This is a genomic window from Streptomyces sp. GQ60 (genome assembly GCF_059758875.1).
Map to the genome: position 1 here is coordinate 386,903 of NZ_JCAXEG010000003.1, position 20,003 is coordinate 406,905.

Genomic DNA, 20,003 nt, shown 5'->3' on the forward strand with positions numbered 1-20,003 from the left:
TGCTACTTGTCGGTGTCCGCGGCGGCCGGTTCGGCCGCACCCGCCTCGTGCGGCTTCTCCGCGCTCGCGGCCTTCTCGGCCTTCTCGCTCTTGGCGGCGGCCTTCTCCGCGTCGGCGATCTGGCGCTTGGCGGCCGTCGCGTAGATGTCGACGTACTCCTGGCCGGAGAGCTTCATGATCTCGTACATGACCTCGTCGGTCACCGAGCGGAGGATGAAGCGGTCCCCGTCCATGCCGTGGTAGCGGCTGAAGTCCAGCGGCTTGCCGATCCGGATGCCCGGGCGCATCAGCTTGGGCACCACCTTGCCGGGCGGCTGGATCTTCTCCGTGTCGATCATCGCGACGGGGATCACGGGCGCGCCGGTGGCCAGTGCGACCCGGGCCAGACCGCCGGGCTTCCCGCGGTACAGCCGGCCGTCGGGTGAACGCGTCCCCTCGGGGTAAATACCGAACAGCTCGCCGCGCTCGATGACGTCGATGCCGCTCTTGATGGCGGCCTCACCGGCTCCGCGCGCACCCGAACGGTCCACCGGGAGCTGGCCGACGCCCTTGAAGAACGCGGCCGTCAGCTTGCCCTTGACGCCCGGGGAGGTGAAGTACTCCGCCTTCGCGATGAAGGTGACCTTCCGGTCCAGCACGGCCGGGAGGAAGAAGGAGTCGGAGAAGGACAGGTGGTTGCTCGCGAGGATCGCCGGCCCCTCTGCGGGAATGTTCTCGAGGCCCTCCACCCACGGCCTGAAGGCGAGCTTCAGGGAACCGCCGATCGAGAACTTCATTGCGCCGTAGATCAACTCGAAAGCCTTCCTGTGTCTGTCGAACAGACCTTATCCCGTGGCCGCACCCGGAGCCGTCCGACGACCCTGGTCGGTGTCACCCCCGTCGCGTACGGTGAAGTCACACAGCGCTACGCACCCCACGCCCCTCTCTAAGGAGACCCTGGTGCCCGTCCTCCCTGGAGCCGAGCCGTTCCGCCACGAGGGCGGAAAGGTCGGCGTCCTCCTCTGCCACGGCTTCACCGGTTCCCCCCAGTCGATGCGGCCCTGGGCCGACCATCTGGCCTCGCGGGGACTGACGGTGTCGCTGCCCCTACTCCCCGGGCACGGGACGCGCTGGCAGGACATGCAGCTCACCGGCTGGCAGGACTGGTACGCCGAGGTGGACCGCGCGCTGCGGGAACTGCTCGACAGCTGCGAGCAGGTGTTCGTCTTCGGGCTGTCGATGGGTGGCGCGCTGACGCTGCGCCTGGCGGCGAAGCACGGGGACGCCATCAGCGGGATCGTCCTCGTCAACCCGGTCAACAAGGTGCACGACCCGCTGGCCGTGGCCCTTCCGGTGGTCAAGCACTTCATCCGGTCGACGCCCGGCATCGCGAGCGACATCGCGAAGCCCGGTGCGGAGGAGGTCGGCTACGACCGGGTCCCGACCCGGGCCGCGCACTCACTGCGGACGTTCCTGCAGATGCTGGACACCGAACTGCCGCAGGTCACGCAGCCGCTGCTGCTGCTGCACAGCCCGCAGGACCATGTGGTGCGGCCGACGGACTCGACGCGGATCCTGGCGCGGGTGTCCTCCACGGACGTCACCGAGACGCTGCTGGAACAGAGTTACCACGTCGCGACGTTGGACCATGACGCGGAGCGGATCTTCGCGGACAGCTACGCGTTCGTCGGGCGGCTGTCGGAGAGCTTGGGCAGGGAGGGGGCGGCCAGCGGTGGCTGAGCACGAGGAGTCCTCCGGGGGGGTCCCCCCGCTGGACGAGGAAGCGGCGTGGGCGGCGATCGTGGCCGGCTACGGCCAGGAGCCCGTGGACCCGCCGGGCGCGAGACCGTTCCGGCCGATCGAGAACCTCCTCCTGCCGGAGGAGGACGTCAAACCGGCCGGCCCGGTGCCCCCGGCCGACCCGGCGAGCCCCGCCTCCCCGGCTTCCCCGGCCTCCCCGGAACCGCCGTCGGCGGCGCTGGGCAGCTCGGTGGTGTTCGCCCCGGGCGTGGGCGGCACGGGCGGCGCGGGGCCGCGGGACCACTCCCTGGCCGACCCCGACGAGTCCCCCCAGACCACGAAGGACGAGGGGCACTTCGTCCCCCCGGAGCCCGAGCTGCCGGAGGCGGACACCACGTCGAAGTTCGCCTGGCTGGCGGTGGTGGGCGGACCGGTCCTGCTGCTCCTGGCGGTGCTGCTCCAGTGGGAGATGACCTGGTGGCTGACGACGCTGGGCGTCGGCGGCTTCCTGGGCGGCTTCGCCACGCTGGTCGCGCGGATGTCGACGGACGAGGACGAGGACGACGACCCCGGTCGGGGCGCGGTGGTCTGATTTTTGACGCGCCGCTCGCACCACTCGGCCCTGGCGGGCCTCCCGGGCTTCGCGCCGCTGCGCCGGACTCCGTCCGACGGTGGGCGGGCGGGGCTGGCGCCCTTGCTGTCCCGGCGGGGGTCCGGTGGGCGGGTGCGGGTGGTCGTGCCCTGCGGGGCGGAGTTCCCCTACCCGCCCTTCCACCGTTCCCCGGACGCTGCCCGGACCCGGGTCCTCAAACGCCGGACGGTCTGGAGGGGTCCCGGGCTGCGCCCGGACCCCCTGGGACTCCGCCCCAAACCCCGCGCCCCGAACGCCGGCGGGGCTGAGATTGCCCTACGGGCAAAGTCCAGCCCCGGCCGGGCAGAATCCAGCGCCGGTCAGCCGAAATCCAGCCCCTCCGGCGTTTGAGGAGCAGGGGCCGGGGGCAGGCCCCCGGAAACGGCGCCGCAGACGGAAGCGGGTCCGGGCGCAGCCCGGGGAACGGTGGAGGGGCGGGTAGGGGACCTCATCCCAGGGCACGACCACCCCTCACCGACCCCACCTCGGGACGGCAGCGGCGGCAGCGCCGACCAGCCACCGCCCGAAGCCCGCGCAGCGGTGCGAGCGGTGCATCAAGAAGGAAGCCGCAGCGCGGCCAGGACCGGGAGGTGGTCCGTCGCGCGGGCGAGGTCCGCGGAGGTGACTCCGGGCAGCCCCGAAGGGACACCGCAGGCCAGCACCTCCACCCCCGCACTGGCGAAGACCGCATCGATCCGGCGCGGCGACGCCGACCGCATCCACGTGTGCTCGCCTCCCCAGGGCGCCACGACCCAGCAGTCCTGCAAGGCCCCCGCCAGCCGGCGGAAGGCCGCCCCCGACGGGCCCTCGTTGATGTCACCCGCCGCGATCGCGTACGGCACGTCCATCCCGGCGAGCCGCTCCAGGAGCAGCTCCGTCTGGGCGAGCCGCTCCGGTCCGTCCAGCGACAGGTGCGTGCTCAGCACCCCGACCCGGACCCCGCCCACCCGTACGACCGCCGTGGCGAAACCCCGCCGGTGGCGGCCCGGCGTCAAGGGCAGCAGTATGTCCTCGGTCCGCTCCACGGAGGCCCGTAGGGAGCACAGGAGCAGCGGTCCCGCCGCCGTCGCGCCGCCCGACAGGACCACCAGGTCGCACTTCGCGGCCAGCCGCGCCGCGTGCTTGCGCCACCGGAAGAACCTCGGTGCCTCCTGGACGCACACCAGGTCGGGCGCACACGCGCGGATCACCCGCACCAGCGCGTCCTCGTCGTCGCGCAGCGAGCGGACATTGTAGGAGAGCACCCGGATCACGGCGGAACCATCGGCTTCGGTACGGGAGTTCGGCAGCTCGGTGAGTTCCATACCGGCAACATAACGAGACTGCCCGCCGCACCCCAGGGGGCGCGGCGGGCAGTCCGCAGATCCGTCTCGCCGCAGGGCGGGGCCTCAGCCCTGGCGCGCCAGGTCCGCCGCGCCGACCAGACCGGCCTTGCCGCCGAGCTGCGCCGCGAGCACCTGCGCGTGCGGACGCCACGCGCCGCCGATCAGCCAGCGCTTGAAGGACTTGCGGATCGGGTCGAGGACCAGGTCGCCCTCGTCCGAGACGCCGCCGCCGACGATGAACGCCGACGGGTCGAAGAGTGAGGCCAGGTCCGCGAGGCCGGCGCCCGCCCAACGGGCCAGCTCCCGGAAGGAGTCGATGGCCACCAGGTCACCGGCCCGGGCCGCCTCGCTGATGTGCTTGCCCTCAATGCCCTCGGGGGTGCCGTCGCCGAGCGCGAGCAGGGCCTTCGCGTTCTCGGGGGTGGCGTTGGCGCGCTGCTTGGCGTACCGGACGAGTGCACGCCCGGAGGCGTACTGCTCCCAGCAGCCCTGGCTGCCGCAGCCGCACAGCAGGCCGTCGGGGACCACGCGGATGTGGCCGAACTCGGCGGCCACGCCGAAGCGTCCGCGCCGGAGCTTGTTCCCGATGATGATGCCGCCGCCCAGGCCCGTGCCGAGCGTGATGCAGATGACGTCCTCGTGGCCCTGGCCGGCGCCGAAGCGGTACTCGCCCCAGGCGGCGCAGTTGGCGTCGTTCTCGACGACCACGGGCAGGCCGATGCGCTGCTCGACCTTGTCCTTCAGCGGCTCGTGCCGCCAGTTGATGTTCGGCGCGAAGAGCACGGTCGCGCGCTTGTCATCGACGTATCCGGCGGCGCCGATGCCGACCGCGTCGATGGTGTGGCTGGCGCCGACCTCGGAGACGGCGGCGCAGATCGCGTCCGTCACTCCGTCCGCGGTCGGCGGGGTGGGCACCTTGTACGTCTCAAGGATGGTGCCGTCTTCGTCGACCACGCCGGCCGCGATCTTCGTGCCGCCGATGTCGACGCCGATGGTGAGTCCCATTAGTCCCTCGGTTTCCGGTCAAACCCCGCCGCTGTCAACCGTACCCGAGGGAGGCGGGGGTTCAGTCGAGATCGATCCGCCCGGTCGGGCCGCCGTCGCCCTCGTCACGGGGGTCCTTCGCGCTCCCGGAAGCGTTTTCGGCGGTCCCGCTCCCCCGCCCGGGGGCCGGCTCGTCGCGCGTCCAGCGGCGCTCGTGGCCCTCGACGGCCGAGCGGTAGGCGGCGAGCAGCTCCGAGCCGGCCGCCGCGAGGTGGTCGAAGACCTCGGGATTGCGCTCGACGACGGGCTTGGCGGCGGTCTTCGCCTGGTTGACGAACTGCCGTACGGCACCCTGCGCGGCGATGCCGAACAGCGGGTTGTTCAGCGCGGAGACCTTGTCGGACACCTTGTCGGCGACGGCCTCGAAGAGCTTGAACAGCTCCTCGGCGGCGGTTCCGGCGCCGGCGCCCGCGGAGGCGCCCTGCTCGGACCTGCGGCGCTCCCGCTCGGCGGCGAGGTCCTCGGCGCAGGCCTGGGCCCACGCGTCCTCCCCGGCGGCGGCATCGGTGGGGCGGTCGGTGGCCTCGCTCATGGCGGACTCTCCTGCGGCGGCTGCTGGGCGTGCGGTACGGACTCCTGCACGGCGCGGACTCCTACTACCCCCGACGTTACCCGAACGGCGGTACGCCCCCCAGGCCGCCGGCTACGCCTTCTCGCCGCCGCGGGGCCACAGACCCGGGTCCGGGGTGAAGCGGATGCGGAGCTCGTCGTCGGCCAGGGCAGCCCCGGAGACGGTGCAGCGGCGCAGCGCGGCGGGCAGGGACACGATCCTGCGGTACGGGCCCACCGTGAGGACCAGCTCGTCTCCGCGCCGGACGAGCCCGAGCTCGCGCTTCTCGGCGCCGGGCAGCGGGACCCGCCAGAGCAGCACCCCGTCCTCGGCGATCCGGTCCTCGACGGCCCAGACGGGGCGGGGCGCGATCGCCGGTGCGGGGGCGGGGGCCAGCTCCGCCAGGTCCTCGGGACCGTGCGGGTCCCGGCCCAGGTGCGGCACCGGGAGCACCGGAAGGCTCTGGTCCCCCGCCCACTGGGCGGCGTACTTCTCCTGCTGGGCGGCGAGTCCCGCCAGCCAGGGGTCGGGGGAGCCGGCGGGCAGCATCCGGTTGGCGACGAGCGCCGAGACCGGCAGTCGGTACAGCGCGAGCCCGAGCCTTCCCAGGCGCAGCGCGGCGTCGGCGGCGGGTCCCGGCTCGGCGACGAGCCGTACGGAGGTGGTGGGGGCCTCCAGGACGTCCTGGACGGCCGCCAGGTCCTCGTCCCAGCGGGCGGCGGCCTCGTACAGCCACTGCGCGGGCATGGGGACGCCGGCCAGCTGGGCCAGCACGGGGCGCAGGGCGCGGGCCGCCTGGCGCTCCGCGGGGAGCAGCCGGGCGAGGTAGCGGCGCAGCTGGGCGGGGAGGGCGAGGGTGGTGATCGCCTGGTGCAGCGGGGGCAGGTCGACCACCACGAGGTCGGTGCCGGGCTCGTCCGCGGCCCGGCGCAGGGCGCGGAGCAGGGCGAACTGCTCGGCGCCGGGCAGCTCGGTGATCTCGTCGGCGTGCAGCGGGCGGGCGCCGAGCATCCCGAGCACCGCGGAGCCGCGCTCCTGGAGCGAGACGAGCTCGGACCGGAACTCCTCGCCGGAGTCGACGCGGGCCACCCTGAGCGTGCCCTCAGCGGCGACGGGCGGGGCGGTGTGGCCGGGGGCGAGCAGGAGGACCCGGTGCCCTTGCCGTGCGGCGGCGAGCGCGGTGGCCGCCGCGACGGTACTCCGCCCGGCGCCGCCGGGGCCGGTGACGAGAAGGGTGTGCATGCTGCTGCTCCTAGCTCCGCGGGTGCGTGGCCCCCGGAGCCCGGGCGGGGCGGACGGCGGCCGCTGCCAGCCTGCCACGCCCCCGAAGCCCACCCTGCCCCCGGGCCCCCGGCCGCCTGCGCGGGGCCATGGCCACGGTGGACCGCTGCGCGGGGCGGAGCCCCCTACCCGCCCTCGCCCGTTCCCCGGGCGCTGCCTGGGCCCCCTGCAGCTCTTCTAGCCGTCCGGCGTTTGAGAACCGGGGTCTGGGGCGGAGCCCCAGGGGGGGCCGGGCGCAGCCCGGGGAACGGGCGAAGGGCGGGTAGGGGACCTCGCCCCGCAGGGCCGACCCACCCGCACCCGCCCACCGGGCCCCACGCCGGGACGGCGGTGGCGGCAGCCCCGCCCGGCCACCGCCGGACGGAGTCCGGCGCAGCGGCGCGAAGCCGGTAAGGCCCGCCGGGGCCGCACCGCGCGAGCGGCGCGTCAGGAGGCGGCGGCGGGCCGGCTCTCGACGCGCTTCTTCAGGCCCGCCAGCGCCCGGTCGATGATGACCTTCTCCGCCTTGCGCTTGATCATGCCGAGCATCGGGATCTTGACGTCCACGGTCAGCGAGTAGGTCACCTCGGTGCGCGCACCGCCCGCGACCGGCGCGAGCTGGTAGGACCCGTCGAGCTGCCTGAGCATCTGGGACTTGTCCAGGGTCCAGCTGACCGTGTTCTCGCCGGGCCAGCTGTACGCCAGCGTGTGGTCGTCCTTGATCGCGCCCGCGTCCAGCAGGAGGCGGACGAGAGAGGCGCGGCCGGCGTCGTCCTTCGCCAGCACCTCGGCCTCCTTCACCTCGCCGGTCCACTCCGGGTAGCGGGCGAAGTCGGCGATCACGGCCATGACGTCGGCCGGGGACGCCTCGATCATGATGCTCGAGCTGGTGTGTTCCGCCATCGCGGTCGCTCCTCCGGGGGGAGTTCGAGGAAGTGTGCGGACGGCCGAGCCGCCGCGTGAAGGCTATCGCGCGTCATGGCCTCACCACTCCAGGGCCCACGGCCTTCCCGTGGCGGCGAAGTGCCCGACGTTCACGCACTCGGTGGCGCCGATCCGCATCCGCCGTGCGAGCGGCTGGTGCACGTGGCCGAAGAGCGCGTACCGGGGCTTCATCCGGCGGATCGCGGCGAGCAGCGCCCCGCTCCCCCGCTCGAAGCGCCGCGCCACCGTGTCGTAGCAGAGCTCCGGCACCTCGGGCGGGATGTGCGAGCACAGCACGTCGACCTCGCCCAGCGCCTCCACCTTGGCCGCGTACTCCTCCTCGGGCACCTCGTACGGCGTGCGCATCGGCGAGGGGAGTCCGCCCCCGACGAAGCCGAAGACCCGGCCCCCGATCTCGACCCGCTGCCCGTCGAGCACGGTCAGGCCGGGTCCGGCGTACTCGGGCCAGAGCCCGGGTACGTCCACGTTGCCGTAGGTGGCGTACGTGGGCCGCGGGAAGGCGGCGAACATCTCCGCGTACTGGCGCCGGACCGCGCCCTCGACGAGCCGTTCCCGGTCCAGCCCGGTCCACAGCCCGCGGGCGAACTCCCGGGCCTCCTCGAAACGGCGGGCGGTGCGCAGTTCGACGATGTGGTCGGCGTTCTCGACTCCGAACAAATCGGGGAAGATGCCGCGCGAGTGGTCGTCGTAGTCGAGGAAGAGGACGAGGTCGCCGAGGCAGATCAGCGCGTCGGCGCCTTCCCCGGCCCGGGCCAGGGCCTCGGTGTTGCCGTGGACGTCGCTGACGACGTGGACCCGTGTCCGATTCTTCGTACCACCCAGAGAGCCACCCATGCGGCCACCCTAGGGGCGCTTGGCCACCACGGGTAGGGAATCGGGCCAGGCTGCCGGACCTGCGGTTACTTCCGAGTCGCAAACCGGGTCGACTACTGTCGGCAGGACACGGCCGCTCCATGTGACGCATGGAACATCTGGCCGGTTCCCTCTATCCGGAACCCACTACCGGTGGGTAACGTCCGGTCGGTCCACATGGTGGCGATGGCGCCCAGAGGAGCAGCAGTCTTGCGCGAGTTCAGCCTTCCGGCCCTGTACGAGGTCCCGTCGGACGGGAACCTGACGGATCTCATCCGCCGCAACGCCGCTCAGCATCCCGACACCGCCGTCATGGCCCGCAAGGTCGGCGGCGCGTGGCAGGACGTCACCGCGACCCAGTTCCTGGCCGAGGTCCGTGCCGCGGCGAAGGGCCTGATCGCGGCCGGCATCCGGCCCGGCGACCGGGTCGCCCTGATCTCCCGCACCCGCTACGAGTGGGTGCTGATCGACTTCGCGATCTGGAGCGCGGGCGCCGTCACGGTCCCCGTGTACGAGACCAGCTCCCCCGAGCAGATCCAGTGGATCCTCGGCGACTCCGGCGCCGTCGCCGTCGTCGTGGAGTCCCCCGGGCACGCCGCGGTCGTGGCCGCGCTGCGCGACCGGCTGCCGGAGCTGCGCGAGGTCTGGGAGATCGAGCAGGGCGCCCTGGAGACGCTGAAGGCGGCGGGCGCCGAAATCTCCGACGCCGAGGTCGACGAGCGCAGCGCGCTCGCGGGCGCCGACGACCCGGCCACCATCGTCTACACCTCCGGCACCACCGGCCGCCCCAAGGGCTGCGTGCTGACCCACCGCAGCTTCTTCGCCGAGTGCGGGAACGTCGTGGCCCGGCTGCGTCCGCTCTTCCGGACCGGCGAGTGCTCCGTGCTGCTCTTCCTGCCGGCCGCGCACGTGTTCGGCCGCCTGGTGGAGGTGGCGGCCGTGCTGGCGCCGATCCGGCTGGGCTGCGTACCGGACATCAAGAACCTCACCGACGAGCTGCAGTCCTTCCGGCCCACGCTCATCCTCGGCGTGCCGCGCGTCTTCGAGAAGGTCTACAACTCGGCCCGCGCCAAGGCCCAGGCCGACGGCAAGGGCAGGATCTTCGACGCGGCGGCCGAGACGGCGATCGCGTACAGCCGCGCGCTGGACCTGCCGGGCGGGCCGTCCCTCGCGCTCAAGCTCAAGCACAAGGTCTTCTCCAAGCTGGTCTACAGCAAGCTGCACACGGTGCTCGGCGGGCGCGGCGAGTACGCGATCTCCGGCGGGGCCCCGCTGGGCGAGCGGCTCGGCCACTTCTACCGCGGCATCGGCTTCACGGTGCTGGAGGGCTACGGCCTGACCGAATCCTGCGCGGCCACGGCCTTCAACCCGTGGGACAAGACGAAGATCGGTACGGTCGGCCAGCCGCTCCCGGGCTCCGTGGTGCGCATCGCCGACGACGGCGAGGTGCTGCTCCACGGCGAGCACATCTTCAAGGAGTACTGGAACAACCCGACGGCCACCGCCGACGCGCTGACCGACGGCTGGTTCCACACCGGCGACGTCGGAACGCTCGACGAGGACGGCTACCTGGCGATCACCGGGCGCAAGAAGGAGCTCATCGTCACGGCGGGCGGCAAGAACGTGGCACCCGCCGTGATCGAGGACCGGATCCGCGCGCACGCGCTGGTCGCGGAGTGCATGGTGGTCGGCGACGCGCGCCCGTTCGTGGCCGCGCTGGTCACCATCGACGAGGAGTTCCTGGGCCGGTGGGCCGCGGAACACGGCAAGCCGGCCGGTGCGACGGCGGCCCAGCTGCGCGAGGACGCGGATCTCGTCGCCGCCGTCCAGCAGGCGGTGGACGACGGCAACGCGGCGGTTTCCAAGGCGGAATCGGTGCGGAAATTCCGCATTCTGCCCTCCCAGTTCACGGAGGAGTCCGGGCACATCACGCCTTCGCTGAAGCTGAAGCGGAATGTGGTGGCGAAGGACTTCGCGGACGAGATCGAAGCCCTCTACCGGGGCTAGGGACGGATTCCCGGGGTCGGCGGGAGCCGGCCCCGCGGCCGGAGGCCGCCGGTCAGCGCGGGTCGGCGAGGACCCTCTCCATGTTCCGTTCCGCCAGGGCGGTGACGGTCACGAAGGGGTTCACGCCGAGCGACCCGGGGATCAGCGAGCTGTCGGTGACGTAGAGGCCCTGGTAGCCCTTGACCCGGCCGAAGTCGTCGGTCGCGTCCCCGAGGACGCAGCCGCCCAGCGGGTGGTAGGTGAAGTTGTCGGCGAAGTTCCTGTTGTCGCCGAAGAGGTCGTAGCGGTAGATGGTGAAGTTGGCCCGGTTGATCCGGTCGAAGAGCCGCTTCGCGGACTGGACGGACGGGGCGTTCTGCGCCCGGGTCCACTGGAGCTTCGCCGAGTCGCTGGCGGCGTCGTAGGTGAAGTGCCCGCGCTCCGGATTCTTGGTGATGGCCAGGTACATCGAGATCCAGTGCTCGAACCCCATCGGGAGCGGGGCGATCTCGGCGAAGACCGGGTTCGAGGCGTTGTCCCAGTCGTCGATGCCCAGGGCGGGCATGGTGGCCTGGTGGGCGCCGACCGTGTCCCACAGGTGGTTGGCGCGGGCGGTCATGACGTTGCCGTTGGGGCCCCAGCCGAGGCCCACCTTGTCGCTGAGCGCGGGCAGGGTGCCGGTCTCACGGGCGCGCAGCAGGATCTCGGTGGTGCCGAGACTGCCGGCGCCGAGGAAGAGCTGTTTGCAGCCCAGTTCGCGGACGTGGGTGACGCGGCCGGCGAGGTCGCTGGTCCGGACGGTCAGGACGTAGCCGCCGGCCGGGTCCTGCCGTACGCCGACCACCCGCTGCATGGTCTCGATGGTGACGTTCCCGGTGCCCAGGGCGGCGGCGAGGTAGGTCTTGTCCACGCTCTTCTTGCCGTGGTTGTTGCCGTAGATGACCTCGCCGGCGAGGGCGGACTTGGCGGCGGTCCCGGCGGCCTCGCGCTTCATGTACTCGAAGTCGTAGACGTTGGGGACGAAGGTGGTCTTCAGCCCGGTCTTCTGGGCGTGCCTGCGGGAGACGCGGGCGAACCGGTACCACTCCGTGGACTCGAACCAGGCCGGGTCGATGTCGTTGACCCCGAGCATGGCGCGGGCCCGGGGGTAGTAGGTGCCGTACATCTCGTCGGCGTCCACCCGGGGCATGACCTCGGTGAAGTACGAGCGCTTCGGCGTGGGTGCCATACCGCCGTTGACCAGGGAGCCACCGCCGACGCCGCGCCCCACGTACACCGACATGTCGCCGTAGTTCACCCGGTCCAGGACGCCGGGGTACGGGCTGATGTTGCGGTTGACCACGTCCAGCCAGAGGAACTGGGCGAGCGGGGCCTCGGTGCGGTTGCGGAACCACATCGAGCGCTGGTCGGGGGCGGAGGTGGCGGGGAAGACCTTCCCGTCGGCGCCGGGGGTGTCCCAGAGCCGGCCCATCTCCAGGACGACGGTCCGCACGCCGGCCTGCCCGAGGCGGAGCGCGGCCACGGCGGATCCGTAGCCGGAGCCGACGACGATGGCCGGGGCGTACGTCGCGGCCGCGGGCTCGGCCGCGGCCGCGGACTGCAAGCCGATCCGGGTGAAACCGAGGGCCGCCGCGGTCTGGAGGGCGCCGAGACCGAGAACATGACGGCGTGTCAGGTTTGGTGTCATGGCCGCATCATGAGCGGATTCCGCTCAACCGGCCATAACCCGCACTGACACGCTTCTGAGTGACAGTCAGACATGGCTCGACCCTAGACAGGCCCGCCCCGGCCCGTGCGGTTTGATCGACTCTGCCCGCGATCGGCCCCTCGGGAGCGATAATCCCCCCTCCGTACGGAAAGGGGACCCCGGACGTCGTGCACGGCGGGTGGCCGCCCTGCGGACGCGGACTGCGGACGCGAACTACAGCAGCTCGCGCAGCCGTTCCGCCAGCAGGTCCCAGCGCCACTTCTCCTCGACCCAGGCCCGGCCGCGCTCGCCCATGCGTGCCCGCAGGGCCGGGTCCCGGAGCAGGGTCACGATGCGGTCCGCGGCCTCGGCCGGGGCGCCGCCGCGGACCACCCAGCCCGTCTCCCCGTCCAGTACCGCGTCCGGGGCGCCGCCGGAGTCTCCGGCGATCACCGGCAGCCCCGTGGCGGAGGCCTCCAGGTAGACGATGCCGAGGCCCTCCACGTCCAGCCCGCCGCGCCGGGTCCGGCAGGGCATCGCGAAGACGTCGCCGGCCCCGTAGTGGGCGGGCAGTTCGGACCACGGGACCGCGCCCGTGAAGACGACGGACTCCGCGACCCCGGTCGAGCCGGCCAGTGCCCGCAGGTCGGCCTCGTAGGGGCCGCCGCCCACGATCAGCAGGACGGCGTCGGGCAGCGCCGCCAGGATCCGCGGCATCGCCTCGATCAGCGTGTCCTGGCCCTTGCGGGGGACCAGCCGCGAGACGCAGACGACCACCGGCCGGTCCGTCAGGCCCAGCCTCGCCCGGACCTCCGCGCCGCCCGACCCCGGGTGGAAGGTCTTCTCGTCCACCCCCGGCGGGAGCTGCGTCATGCGCGCCGCCGCACGCTCCGTCAGGGCCGGGGCGATCCGCGAACGCGTGTACTCCCCCAGATACGTCAGGGTGTCCGTGCCCTCGCCGATGCGCCGCAGCAACTGACGCGCGCCGGGGAGCTGCGCCCAGCCCGCCTCGTGCCCGTGCGTGGTCGCCACGATCCGGCGCGCACCGGCCCTGCGCAGCGCGGGGCCCATCAGGCCCAGTGGGGCCGCGGCACCGAACCACACCGACGAGCAGCCGTGTTCGCGCAGCAGGCCCACGGCCCGGCGGGTGACCCTGGGGGTCGGCAGCAGCATCGTCGTGCGGTCGCGGACCACCTGGAAGGGCTGCTCCGCGTCGAAGGCGGCGGTGGCGGCGCGGGCCTCGGCCGAGTGCTTCCAGGTGGAGGCGTAGACCACGACCCGGTCGGGGTCCAGGCGCAGCGCCATGTTGTGCAGGAATGCCTGGATGCCCCCCGGCCGCGGCGGGAAGTCGTTGGTCACGATCAGCGTCTTGTCCATCGCCTGCCGACCCTACCGGAGCGGGGCCCTGCGGGGCGGTGCGCGGGCGGCGGCGCCGGGGGCTCGGAGCCGTGGAACCGGGCTGCGCCGGGGGCTCCTGGGGCTCCGCCCCAGACCCCGCGCCTCAAACGCCGGCGGGGCTGGATCTGGCCGACGGGGCGAAATCAGCCCCTCCGGCGTTTGAGGCGGGCGGAGCCGGTGCCGGGCTAGCGGAACTCTCGGCGCAGTGCCTCTTGCCAGGCCAGGGTCAGGCCGGCGGGATCCGTCCCGAGAGCCTCCGCCACCGCCGTCGGCAGGGACTCCCAGCCGGACTTCTCGTACAGGGAGACCAGCGCCGCCTCCCCCCACCGCCGGGCGATGAGGCGGCAGGCCAGCCAGGAGCCCTCGTAGGCCCGCGCCAGCGCGTCCGCGTCCCCGCCGAAGGCGAAGGCCCCGGGCTGCGGGAGAGCGGCCGGCAGGTCGCCCCCGCGCACCGCGCGGGCGAGGGCGGGCGCGGCCTCGGCCGGGGTGCGGCCGCTGTCGCGGTACGCGGCCCAGTCCGCGAAGCCCTCGGAGAGCCAGAGCGGGGTCCGGGCGGTGGTCACCGCCCGGGTGGCCACGTGCGTGGTCTCGTGGGTCAGGATCACCTGGCGGCCCTCCGCCGTGAGCTGCCCGTACCCCTCCGGGTTCACCACGACCCGGTCGGCGGGGGCGGGGCCCGCACCGGTCCGCCCGGTGGTGACGGCGCCCAGGCCCCGGTACTCGTCCGCGGGCCGCCCCAGCAGCGCCGCCATCGCGTCCAGCGAGCCGGGGACCAGCACCACCACCCGGCCCGCCCACGGCCGCGGCCAGGCCGCGCTCGCCGCGGGCACCGCCTCGTCGGCCTCGGCGGCGATCTCGGAGAGGGATCCCGCGCTCCGGCCGGCGCCGCCGAGCACCAGGGCGTGCGCCCCGCGCTCCACGGACACCGGGCCCTGGTCCCACAGCTGCGGCAGGGCCCCCGGGGCGGGCCGGTCGGCCACCACCGCCCAGGAGCCGCCGCCGCGGGCGAGCTCCACCTCGCGGGCGGAGCCGGCCGGGGCGGCGTCGTAGCCGGTGAGCCGGTAGCGCAACTCGGCGCGCGCGAAGGCCCGTACGCCGTCCACCCGGACCGCGGAGACCCCGTACGACCACCCCTCCAGCGGGATCGCCGCGAGGGCCGCGGGCGGGGCCGCCGACCAGTCGGCGACGGCCCGCCGGACGTCCCGCTCGGCGGGGTCGGCCGAAGGGCCCGCGGAGGCGGACACGGAACCGGAACCGGAAGGAGAACCGGAGCCGGAACCGGAGCCGCATCCGGCGAGCGGCACCCACAGCAGGAGCACGCAGAGCAGCACCAGCGGCAGTGCGCGCGGGCGCCGGCGAGGAGGACGGCCCAGGACCGGGAGCATCACCCGATCGTACGCAGGGCAGCCCTTGGGCCGTCTCCATCGGATCTCTCCCGGGCCGCGCCGCCCGGCGGGATCCGAAGGGAGGACCTACGGCCGGGTCACCGAGGAGACCGGCATCATCCCGACCGGGTCGTACCGCACCCGCGCTCCCGGGTACGGCGCGTGCACCACCTGGCCGTTGCCGACGTACATGCCCACGTGGCTGGCGTCCGAGCGGTACGTCACCAGGTCGCCCGGGCGCGCCTCCGACAGCGACACCCGCCGCCCGGCGTGCCGCTGTGCCTGCGAGGTGCGCGGCAGGGCGACGCCCGCCTGCCGGTACGACCACACCATCAGCCCGGAGCAGTCGAAGCCGGAGGGCCCGGTGGAACCCCATACGTAGGGCCGTCCGACGGCGGACCGGGCCGCCATCACGGCGGTCATGGCACGCCCGGAGGAGGGCCCCGCGGCCGCGGGGTCGGGCAGCTCGGGCAGGGCCTCGGGGCGGCCGCCGGAGCGCGAGGCCCGGTCGAAGTCGGCGCGCTCCTGCGTGGGCATCGCGTTCAGCAGCCGGCGGGCGGCGGCGAGCTTGGCGGTGACGGCCCGCTTCTCCTTGGCCACGTCGGCGCGCAGGGCGTCGAGTTCGGAGAGCTTGCGGGCGGCCTCCCCGCGTTCCTGGCCGAGCCGGCGCTGCTCGGAGCGCAGTTCGTCGAGCTGCCGGGCCTGCCGGCCGGACAGCCGGTCGATGGCCGCGGCCTTGGCGAGGTAGTCGTCCGGGTCGTCGGAGAGCATGAGCTCGACGGCGGGGTCGATGCCGCCGGCCCGGTACTGGGCTCCGGCGTAGGCGCCGAGCACCCCGCGCATGGTGTTGATGCGGTCCTGCCCGCGGGCCACGGCGTCCTGGATCCGGTCGACTTCGGCGCGGACCCGGCCGGCCCGCTCGCCCGCCTGGTTGAAGCGCTCGGTGGCCTGTTCGGCCTCTTCGAAGAGCCGGTCGACCTGGGCGCGGGTGCCCGCGGAGGGCTCCTGCGGGAGGCCGGGGGCCGCACCGGCGGGTGCGCCCGACATGGCGACCGCCGCTCCCGCCGCGGCGGCGGTGAGGACGGTGACCTTCGTGTTCCGGTCGAGGGCGCTGGGCCCGGACCGGCGATGGGACGCCACGTGAAACCGCTCCCTCCTGCTGAGCGGGACCCGGGTCCGCCCTCCGTGGACGGCCGTGTGCCGGGGTTCCGCGCTGGCAGACAGTAGCGGCGCCGGAGGGCACCGGCCAACGACCCCGGGCGGGCACGCACAGTGACGCCCCGTCGGAGACGCAGGTCACCGGCGGGGCGTGTGGTCGGAGCGGGGCCTCGGAATTCGCCCGGATGGGCGGTGTGCGGCGCGTCCGGTCGGGTCCTGGGCGGAGGGGGCGTCAGCCGACGCGCACGCCGAACTGGAAGGGCATGTTGTTGATCGATTCGTACTTCACGCCGCCGCGCGGGTTCGAGGCGTGCAGCACCATGTTGTTGCCCGCGTACAGGCCGATGTGGTGGAGGTCGCCGTAGAACAGCACCAGGTCGCCGGGCTGGAGCTGGCTCTTGCCGATCCGGGTGCCGTCGTTCGCCTGCGTGTACGTGACGCGCGATATGTTCACGCCGGCCTGCTTGTACGCCCACTGGGTCAGACCCGAGCAGTCGAACGAGTTGGGGCCTTCGTGCCCGGATATGTACGCGCTGCCGACCTTGGTCTGGGCGGCCGCGAGGGCGGCGCCGGCCCGGCCGGAAGGCTTCACGCTGCCGAGGTTGGGGACGCGGTCCCCGGCGCTGCGGCTGGCGCGGCTGTCCTCGTCCTTGATCTGCGCCCGCTCCTGGGCGGTCAGGGTGTTGAGGAGGGCCTGGGCCTCGGCGAGCTTGTCCGAGGAGGCCTTCTTCTTCTCGCCGAGCTCCTTGCGGGTGGCGTCGAGGTCGGTGAGCTTGCCCGCCGCCTCCTGGCGCTGCTGCGCGAGGGTTCGCTGCTTGGCCTGGATCTTCTGGACCGCTTCGACCTGCTGACCGCTGAGCTGCTCCAGCGTGGAGGCCTTGTCGAGGTAGCTGTCCGGGTCCGCCGAGAGGAAGAGCGCGAGGGACTGGTCGATGCCGCCGCTGCGGTACTGGGCGCTGGCCATCGAACCGAGCGTACCGCGGAGGGAGTTGAGGTCCTCCTGGCCGCGGGCGACCTGGTCCTGGAGCTGCCCGATCTCGGTTTCGAGCTTGTCCTGGCGCTCCTTGGCCCCGTTGAACTTCTCGGTGGCCTGCTCCGCCTCTTCGTAGAGGGCGTCGACCTTGGCCTTGACCTCGTCCTTGCTCGGCTTGGCGGGAGCGGCGTGGGCGGCCTGCCCCGAGAGGACCACGGCGGCTGCCGCGGTGACTCCGAGCACGGTCGTGCGCATGCGGGTCGGCTGCTTGGGTCGACGGTGGGACGCCACGAAGGCGAGCTCCTTCTTCCTAGAGCCGCCGAAAGAACGCAAGACTCGGCGACACCTTCGCTGTCACCCCGAATGAGTGAACTACCGCACGAAGGTTTGACTGACCCTAGTGACCCTTCTGTGATCAGTTCAAATCCTGTCGGCAAAAAAATCGCCGTCCGACCAGGATCTTTACCTACAGTGCACGCTCCGTGCCGACGGCTTGACGGTCCGTCCCCCCGATCACATGCCAATTCCGGCATATGTCCCAGCAGTTACGAAACGCGCGAAAGCCGCTTCAGCAGCAAGGCGGACGCCACGGGCCGCGCCCCGGCCTTGGCCACCCCGTCGGCGACCTCGCGGTCGGTGGAGACCACGACCACCGGACGGCCCGCCGGCTCGGCGCGCACCAGCTGGCGGATCAGCTCGTCCGCCGTCACCCCGGCCTTGGAGAACAGGACCCGCACCCCGCGCGGCGGCGCGAGCAGCACGGGGGCCGCCAGCTCCGCCCCGTCGAAGACACAGGTCATCTCGGCGCCCGTCTGCGCGGCGAGCATCGACAGCCCGCCCAGCAACCGCAGCCGCTGCTTCTCCAGCGGCATCGTCGGGTACCCGGTCTTGGTGACGTTGTAGCCGTCGACCACCAGATGGGCCTGGGGCAGCGCCAGCAACTGGTCCAGCAGCGCCGGATCGGTCTCCGACAGGGCGCGCGCCGCGATGTCCTTCGGGGTCATCCGGCCCGGCTCCACCGCCTCCACCGTGTCGGCGGGCCGCGTGGACACCGGGGGCAGGGCCAGCTCCCGGCGCAGTCCCGCGGCCGCGTCCAGCACGGTGTCCAGCAGCAGCCGCAACCGCATGTCCTCGATGCTGCGCCCCTCCCGGGTGGCCCGGCGCGAAGTCTCCAGCGCCGATTCCACCTCCGCGAGGCGGGACTTGAGCCGCCGGGTCTCGCTCTCCGCGGTGGTCACCTGGGCGGCCGCTTCGGCGCGGATGCCGTCGACCTCCGCATTGATCTTGCGCAGGGCGGCGTCACCCCGCTTGACGTCGCTCAGGGCGCTGCGCAGCTTGCGCTGAAGCGATTCCGCTTCCTTGCGGGCCGCGTCCAGCTCGGCCCGCACCTGGTCGACGCCCGTGCGCTGCAGTTCCCGTACGTGGGCCAGCTCCTCGCGGAGCCGCTCCATCTCGCGCCGGGCCTCCTCGTCGACCCGCTCGGCGTCGGCGCGCTGCGCCTCCTCGCCCGCGGCGGCGACCAATTTGACCCAGCCGGCCGGCCGCAGGACGTACGCGGCGGCCGCCACGTCCAGCGGATCGGCGGCGGCGGGCGGGGCGCCGGACTCCAGCGCGGCGGCCAGGTCGGCCTGCGCCTCGCGGAGCTTCCCGGCGACCCGGCCCCGGAAGACGGGGTCGCTCTCCACGGCCGTGGCCATGGCGTTGCCCGCGAACTTGGCGCGCCGGGTCGGGGTGAACCGGGCGTACTGGCGCAGCTGCGCCGGGAGGTCCGCGACCGTCAGCCCGCCGAAGGCGTCGGAGACGAGCGCGACGACCCGGCGCCGCACGCCTTCCGGCAGCGGGCGGTCGAGGACCTCCGCGGCGTCGCCGGCGTCGGCCGGCTCAGCGCCGCTTGCTGGCTCCACAATCCGTCACCCCTACCGTCATTCACCTGCGGGCGGGGCTCCGTCAGGAGTCCGCGCCCGGCCTGTCCACGAGCTCGATCTGGTCCACAGCGTTGCACCAGCGGCAGCGCACCGACTCGATGGTCTCATTGACCACCTCGCGCTCCTCGACCTTGGGCTCCCCGGCGAGGTCCAGGTGGACGTACTCCACGACCTTCGACGAACGGGTGACGTCGAAACGCGTGAGGTTGCCGCACAGGGTGCAGCGCCACCGGGTGGTGTCGGTCGGCAGGGGAACCGTCATCAGGCCGTTCTCTCCTTCTATCCTTCTATCGCGTACGTGTCGCACGCGGCGCACACGCCCGTGTCGTACTCGGGTACGTGCGTGCGTGCGTAGCTCGTAACCCTACGGCCTGCCGCACCCGCGGGTGGGCCCGGCTGGGTCATGCTCGGTCGCATGATCGTAAGGTGGCAGGCCGTACGCGAAGCTGCCCGGGGCCCGGTGGTCACCCACGCGCTGATCGCCGGCTGCTGCGTGGTGTTCGTACTGAGCCCGGCGTCGGGGCTGAACCCGGTCTACGGGACGGGCGACCAGCTCCTGGAGACGGGGACGGCGTACTTCCGGCGCTGGGGCGTGGTCCCGGACGAGCTGTTCACCGGCTCGGGCCGGGCCCTGCTCACTCCGCTGACGGCCCTGTTCGTGCACGGGAGCTGGCTGCACCTGCTCGGCAACATGCTCTTCCTCTACGTCTTCGGGGCGATGACGGAGCAGCGCATGGGCCGAGCCGGGTTCCTCTGCTTCTACGTCTGTACGGGCTACCTGGCCCTGGCGGCGTACGCGGCGGCCTACGCCTCCTCCGACCAGACCCTGGTCGGGGCCTCCGGGGCGATCTCCGCGGTTCTGGGGGCCTTCCTGTACCTGTTCCCCAAGGCCCGGGTGACGAGCCTGTTCCCGTTCCTCTTCTTCCTGCCGCTGCGCTTCCCGGCGTGGATCGTACTGATGTTCTGGTTCGGCCTCCAGTGGCTGGCGGCACACCGGGCGGCGAGCGGGCCCGGAGTCGCCTACCTGGCCCACGTGGTGGGCTTCTCGCTCGGGTTCCTGTACGCGTGGGCCCGCTACCGGCGCAAGGCTAAGGGGCGCTCCGTGATTCGGGAGCAGTTCCCTCAAGAGGACACGCTGTAGCGAGACAATCGCGTAGCGTTCCGT

General features: G+C 73.1%; 18 protein-coding genes. 4 read left to right on the forward strand and 14 right to left on the reverse strand.

The window, feature by feature from the left end:
- Positions 1-2: 2 nt before the first annotated feature.
- A complete protein-coding gene (locus AC6CKD_RS10420) occupies positions 3-776 on the reverse strand; it encodes a lysophospholipid acyltransferase family protein (protein WP_498326953.1) in 774 nt (257 codons plus the stop codon).
- Between the two features lie 163 nt (positions 777-939).
- On the opposite strand from AC6CKD_RS10420, the gene AC6CKD_RS10425 reads away from it, so the two are divergent.
- Together AC6CKD_RS10425 and AC6CKD_RS10430 are read left to right on the forward strand one after the other, a co-directional pair.
- Positions 940-1,719 carry an alpha/beta hydrolase gene (locus AC6CKD_RS10425; protein ID WP_498326673.1) on the forward strand — a complete coding sequence of 260 codons (780 nt, stop codon included), beginning with the start codon at positions 940-942 and terminating at the stop codon, positions 1,717-1,719.
- Entirely contained in the window at positions 1,712-2,311 is a 600-nt protein-coding gene (locus AC6CKD_RS10430) for a hypothetical protein (protein ID WP_498326674.1), read from the forward strand. Before AC6CKD_RS10425 ends, AC6CKD_RS10430 begins: the two co-directional genes overlap by 8 nt.
- 593 nt (positions 2,312-2,904) lie before the next feature.
- On the opposite strand, the gene AC6CKD_RS10435 is transcribed toward AC6CKD_RS10430, so the two are convergent.
- From AC6CKD_RS10435 to AC6CKD_RS10460, 6 genes are all read right to left on the reverse strand, one after another.
- Entirely contained in the window at positions 2,905-3,654 is a 750-nt protein-coding gene (locus AC6CKD_RS10435) for an endonuclease/exonuclease/phosphatase family protein (protein WP_498326675.1), read from the reverse strand.
- A gap of 84 nt (positions 3,655-3,738) precedes the next feature.
- On the reverse strand, positions 3,739-4,680 hold the full coding sequence (locus AC6CKD_RS10440; RefSeq protein WP_498326677.1) for an ROK family glucokinase: 942 nt from the start codon (positions 4,678-4,680) through the stop codon (positions 3,739-3,741).
- Positions 4,681-4,741: 61 nt separating this feature from the next.
- Positions 4,742-5,251 carry a DUF5304 domain-containing protein gene (locus tag AC6CKD_RS10445; RefSeq protein ID WP_498326678.1) on the reverse strand — a complete coding sequence of 170 codons (510 nt, stop codon included), beginning with the start codon at positions 5,249-5,251 and terminating at the stop codon, positions 4,742-4,744.
- A gap of 111 nt (positions 5,252-5,362) precedes the next feature.
- A complete protein-coding gene (locus tag AC6CKD_RS10450) occupies positions 5,363-6,511 on the reverse strand; it encodes an ArsA family ATPase (RefSeq protein ID WP_498326680.1) in 1,149 nt (382 codons plus the stop codon).
- Positions 6,512-6,976: 465 nt separating this feature from the next.
- The gene (locus tag AC6CKD_RS10455) at positions 6,977-7,432 is read right to left on the reverse strand and encodes an SRPBCC family protein (RefSeq protein ID WP_498326682.1); all 456 of its coding nucleotides are present in this window, start codon (positions 7,430-7,432) and stop codon (positions 6,977-6,979) included.
- Positions 7,433-7,513: 81 nt separating this feature from the next.
- Positions 7,514-8,308, reverse strand: a complete 795-nt coding sequence (locus AC6CKD_RS10460; RefSeq protein WP_498326683.1) for a metallophosphoesterase family protein — start codon at positions 8,306-8,308, stop codon at positions 7,514-7,516.
- A 228-nt stretch (positions 8,309-8,536) separates the two neighbouring features.
- Here AC6CKD_RS10460 and AC6CKD_RS10465 point away from each other — a divergent pair, with 228 nt between their 5' ends.
- Positions 8,537-10,333 (forward strand): AMP-dependent synthetase/ligase, encoded by a 1,797-nt coding sequence (locus AC6CKD_RS10465; RefSeq protein ID WP_498326684.1) that lies wholly within the window; start codon positions 8,537-8,539, stop codon positions 10,331-10,333.
- 52 nt (positions 10,334-10,385) lie between these two features.
- Here the strand turns inward: AC6CKD_RS10465 and AC6CKD_RS10470 are convergent, their stop codons facing one another.
- From AC6CKD_RS10470 to AC6CKD_RS10500, 7 genes are all read right to left on the reverse strand, one after another.
- The gene (locus tag AC6CKD_RS10470; RefSeq protein WP_498326686.1) at positions 10,386-11,999 is read right to left on the reverse strand and encodes a GMC oxidoreductase; all 1,614 of its coding nucleotides are present in this window, start codon (positions 11,997-11,999) and stop codon (positions 10,386-10,388) included.
- 234 nt (positions 12,000-12,233) lie between these two features.
- Positions 12,234-13,376: a glycosyltransferase family 4 protein gene (locus tag AC6CKD_RS10475; protein ID WP_498326687.1), complete on the reverse strand. Its 1,143-nt coding sequence runs from the start codon at positions 13,374-13,376 to the stop codon at positions 12,234-12,236.
- A gap of 206 nt (positions 13,377-13,582) precedes the next feature.
- On the reverse strand, positions 13,583-14,782 hold the full coding sequence (locus tag AC6CKD_RS10480; protein WP_498326689.1) for a hypothetical protein: 1,200 nt from the start codon (positions 14,780-14,782) through the stop codon (positions 13,583-13,585).
- Positions 14,783-14,869: 87 nt separating this feature from the next.
- Positions 14,870-15,922: a C40 family peptidase gene (locus AC6CKD_RS10485; protein ID WP_498326690.1), complete on the reverse strand. Its 1,053-nt coding sequence runs from the start codon at positions 15,920-15,922 to the stop codon at positions 14,870-14,872.
- Positions 15,923-16,172: 250 nt separating this feature from the next.
- Positions 16,173-17,204, reverse strand: coding sequence for a C40 family peptidase (locus AC6CKD_RS10490; protein ID WP_498326691.1), 1,032 nt, complete (start codon positions 17,202-17,204; stop codon positions 16,173-16,175).
- A gap of 254 nt (positions 17,205-17,458) precedes the next feature.
- Complete coding sequence (locus AC6CKD_RS10495) at positions 17,459-18,820, reverse strand: NYN domain-containing protein (protein WP_498326954.1); 1,362 nt, start codon at positions 18,818-18,820, stop codon at positions 17,459-17,461.
- A gap of 40 nt (positions 18,821-18,860) precedes the next feature.
- Complete coding sequence (locus AC6CKD_RS10500) at positions 18,861-19,100, reverse strand: hypothetical protein (protein ID WP_008738811.1); 240 nt, start codon at positions 19,098-19,100, stop codon at positions 18,861-18,863.
- A gap of 141 nt (positions 19,101-19,241) precedes the next feature.
- On the opposite strand from AC6CKD_RS10500, the gene AC6CKD_RS10505 reads away from it, so the two are divergent.
- On the forward strand, positions 19,242-19,979 hold the full coding sequence (locus tag AC6CKD_RS10505; protein WP_498326692.1) for a rhomboid family intramembrane serine protease: 738 nt from the start codon (positions 19,242-19,244) through the stop codon (positions 19,977-19,979).
- Positions 19,980-20,003 lie beyond the last annotated feature (24 nt).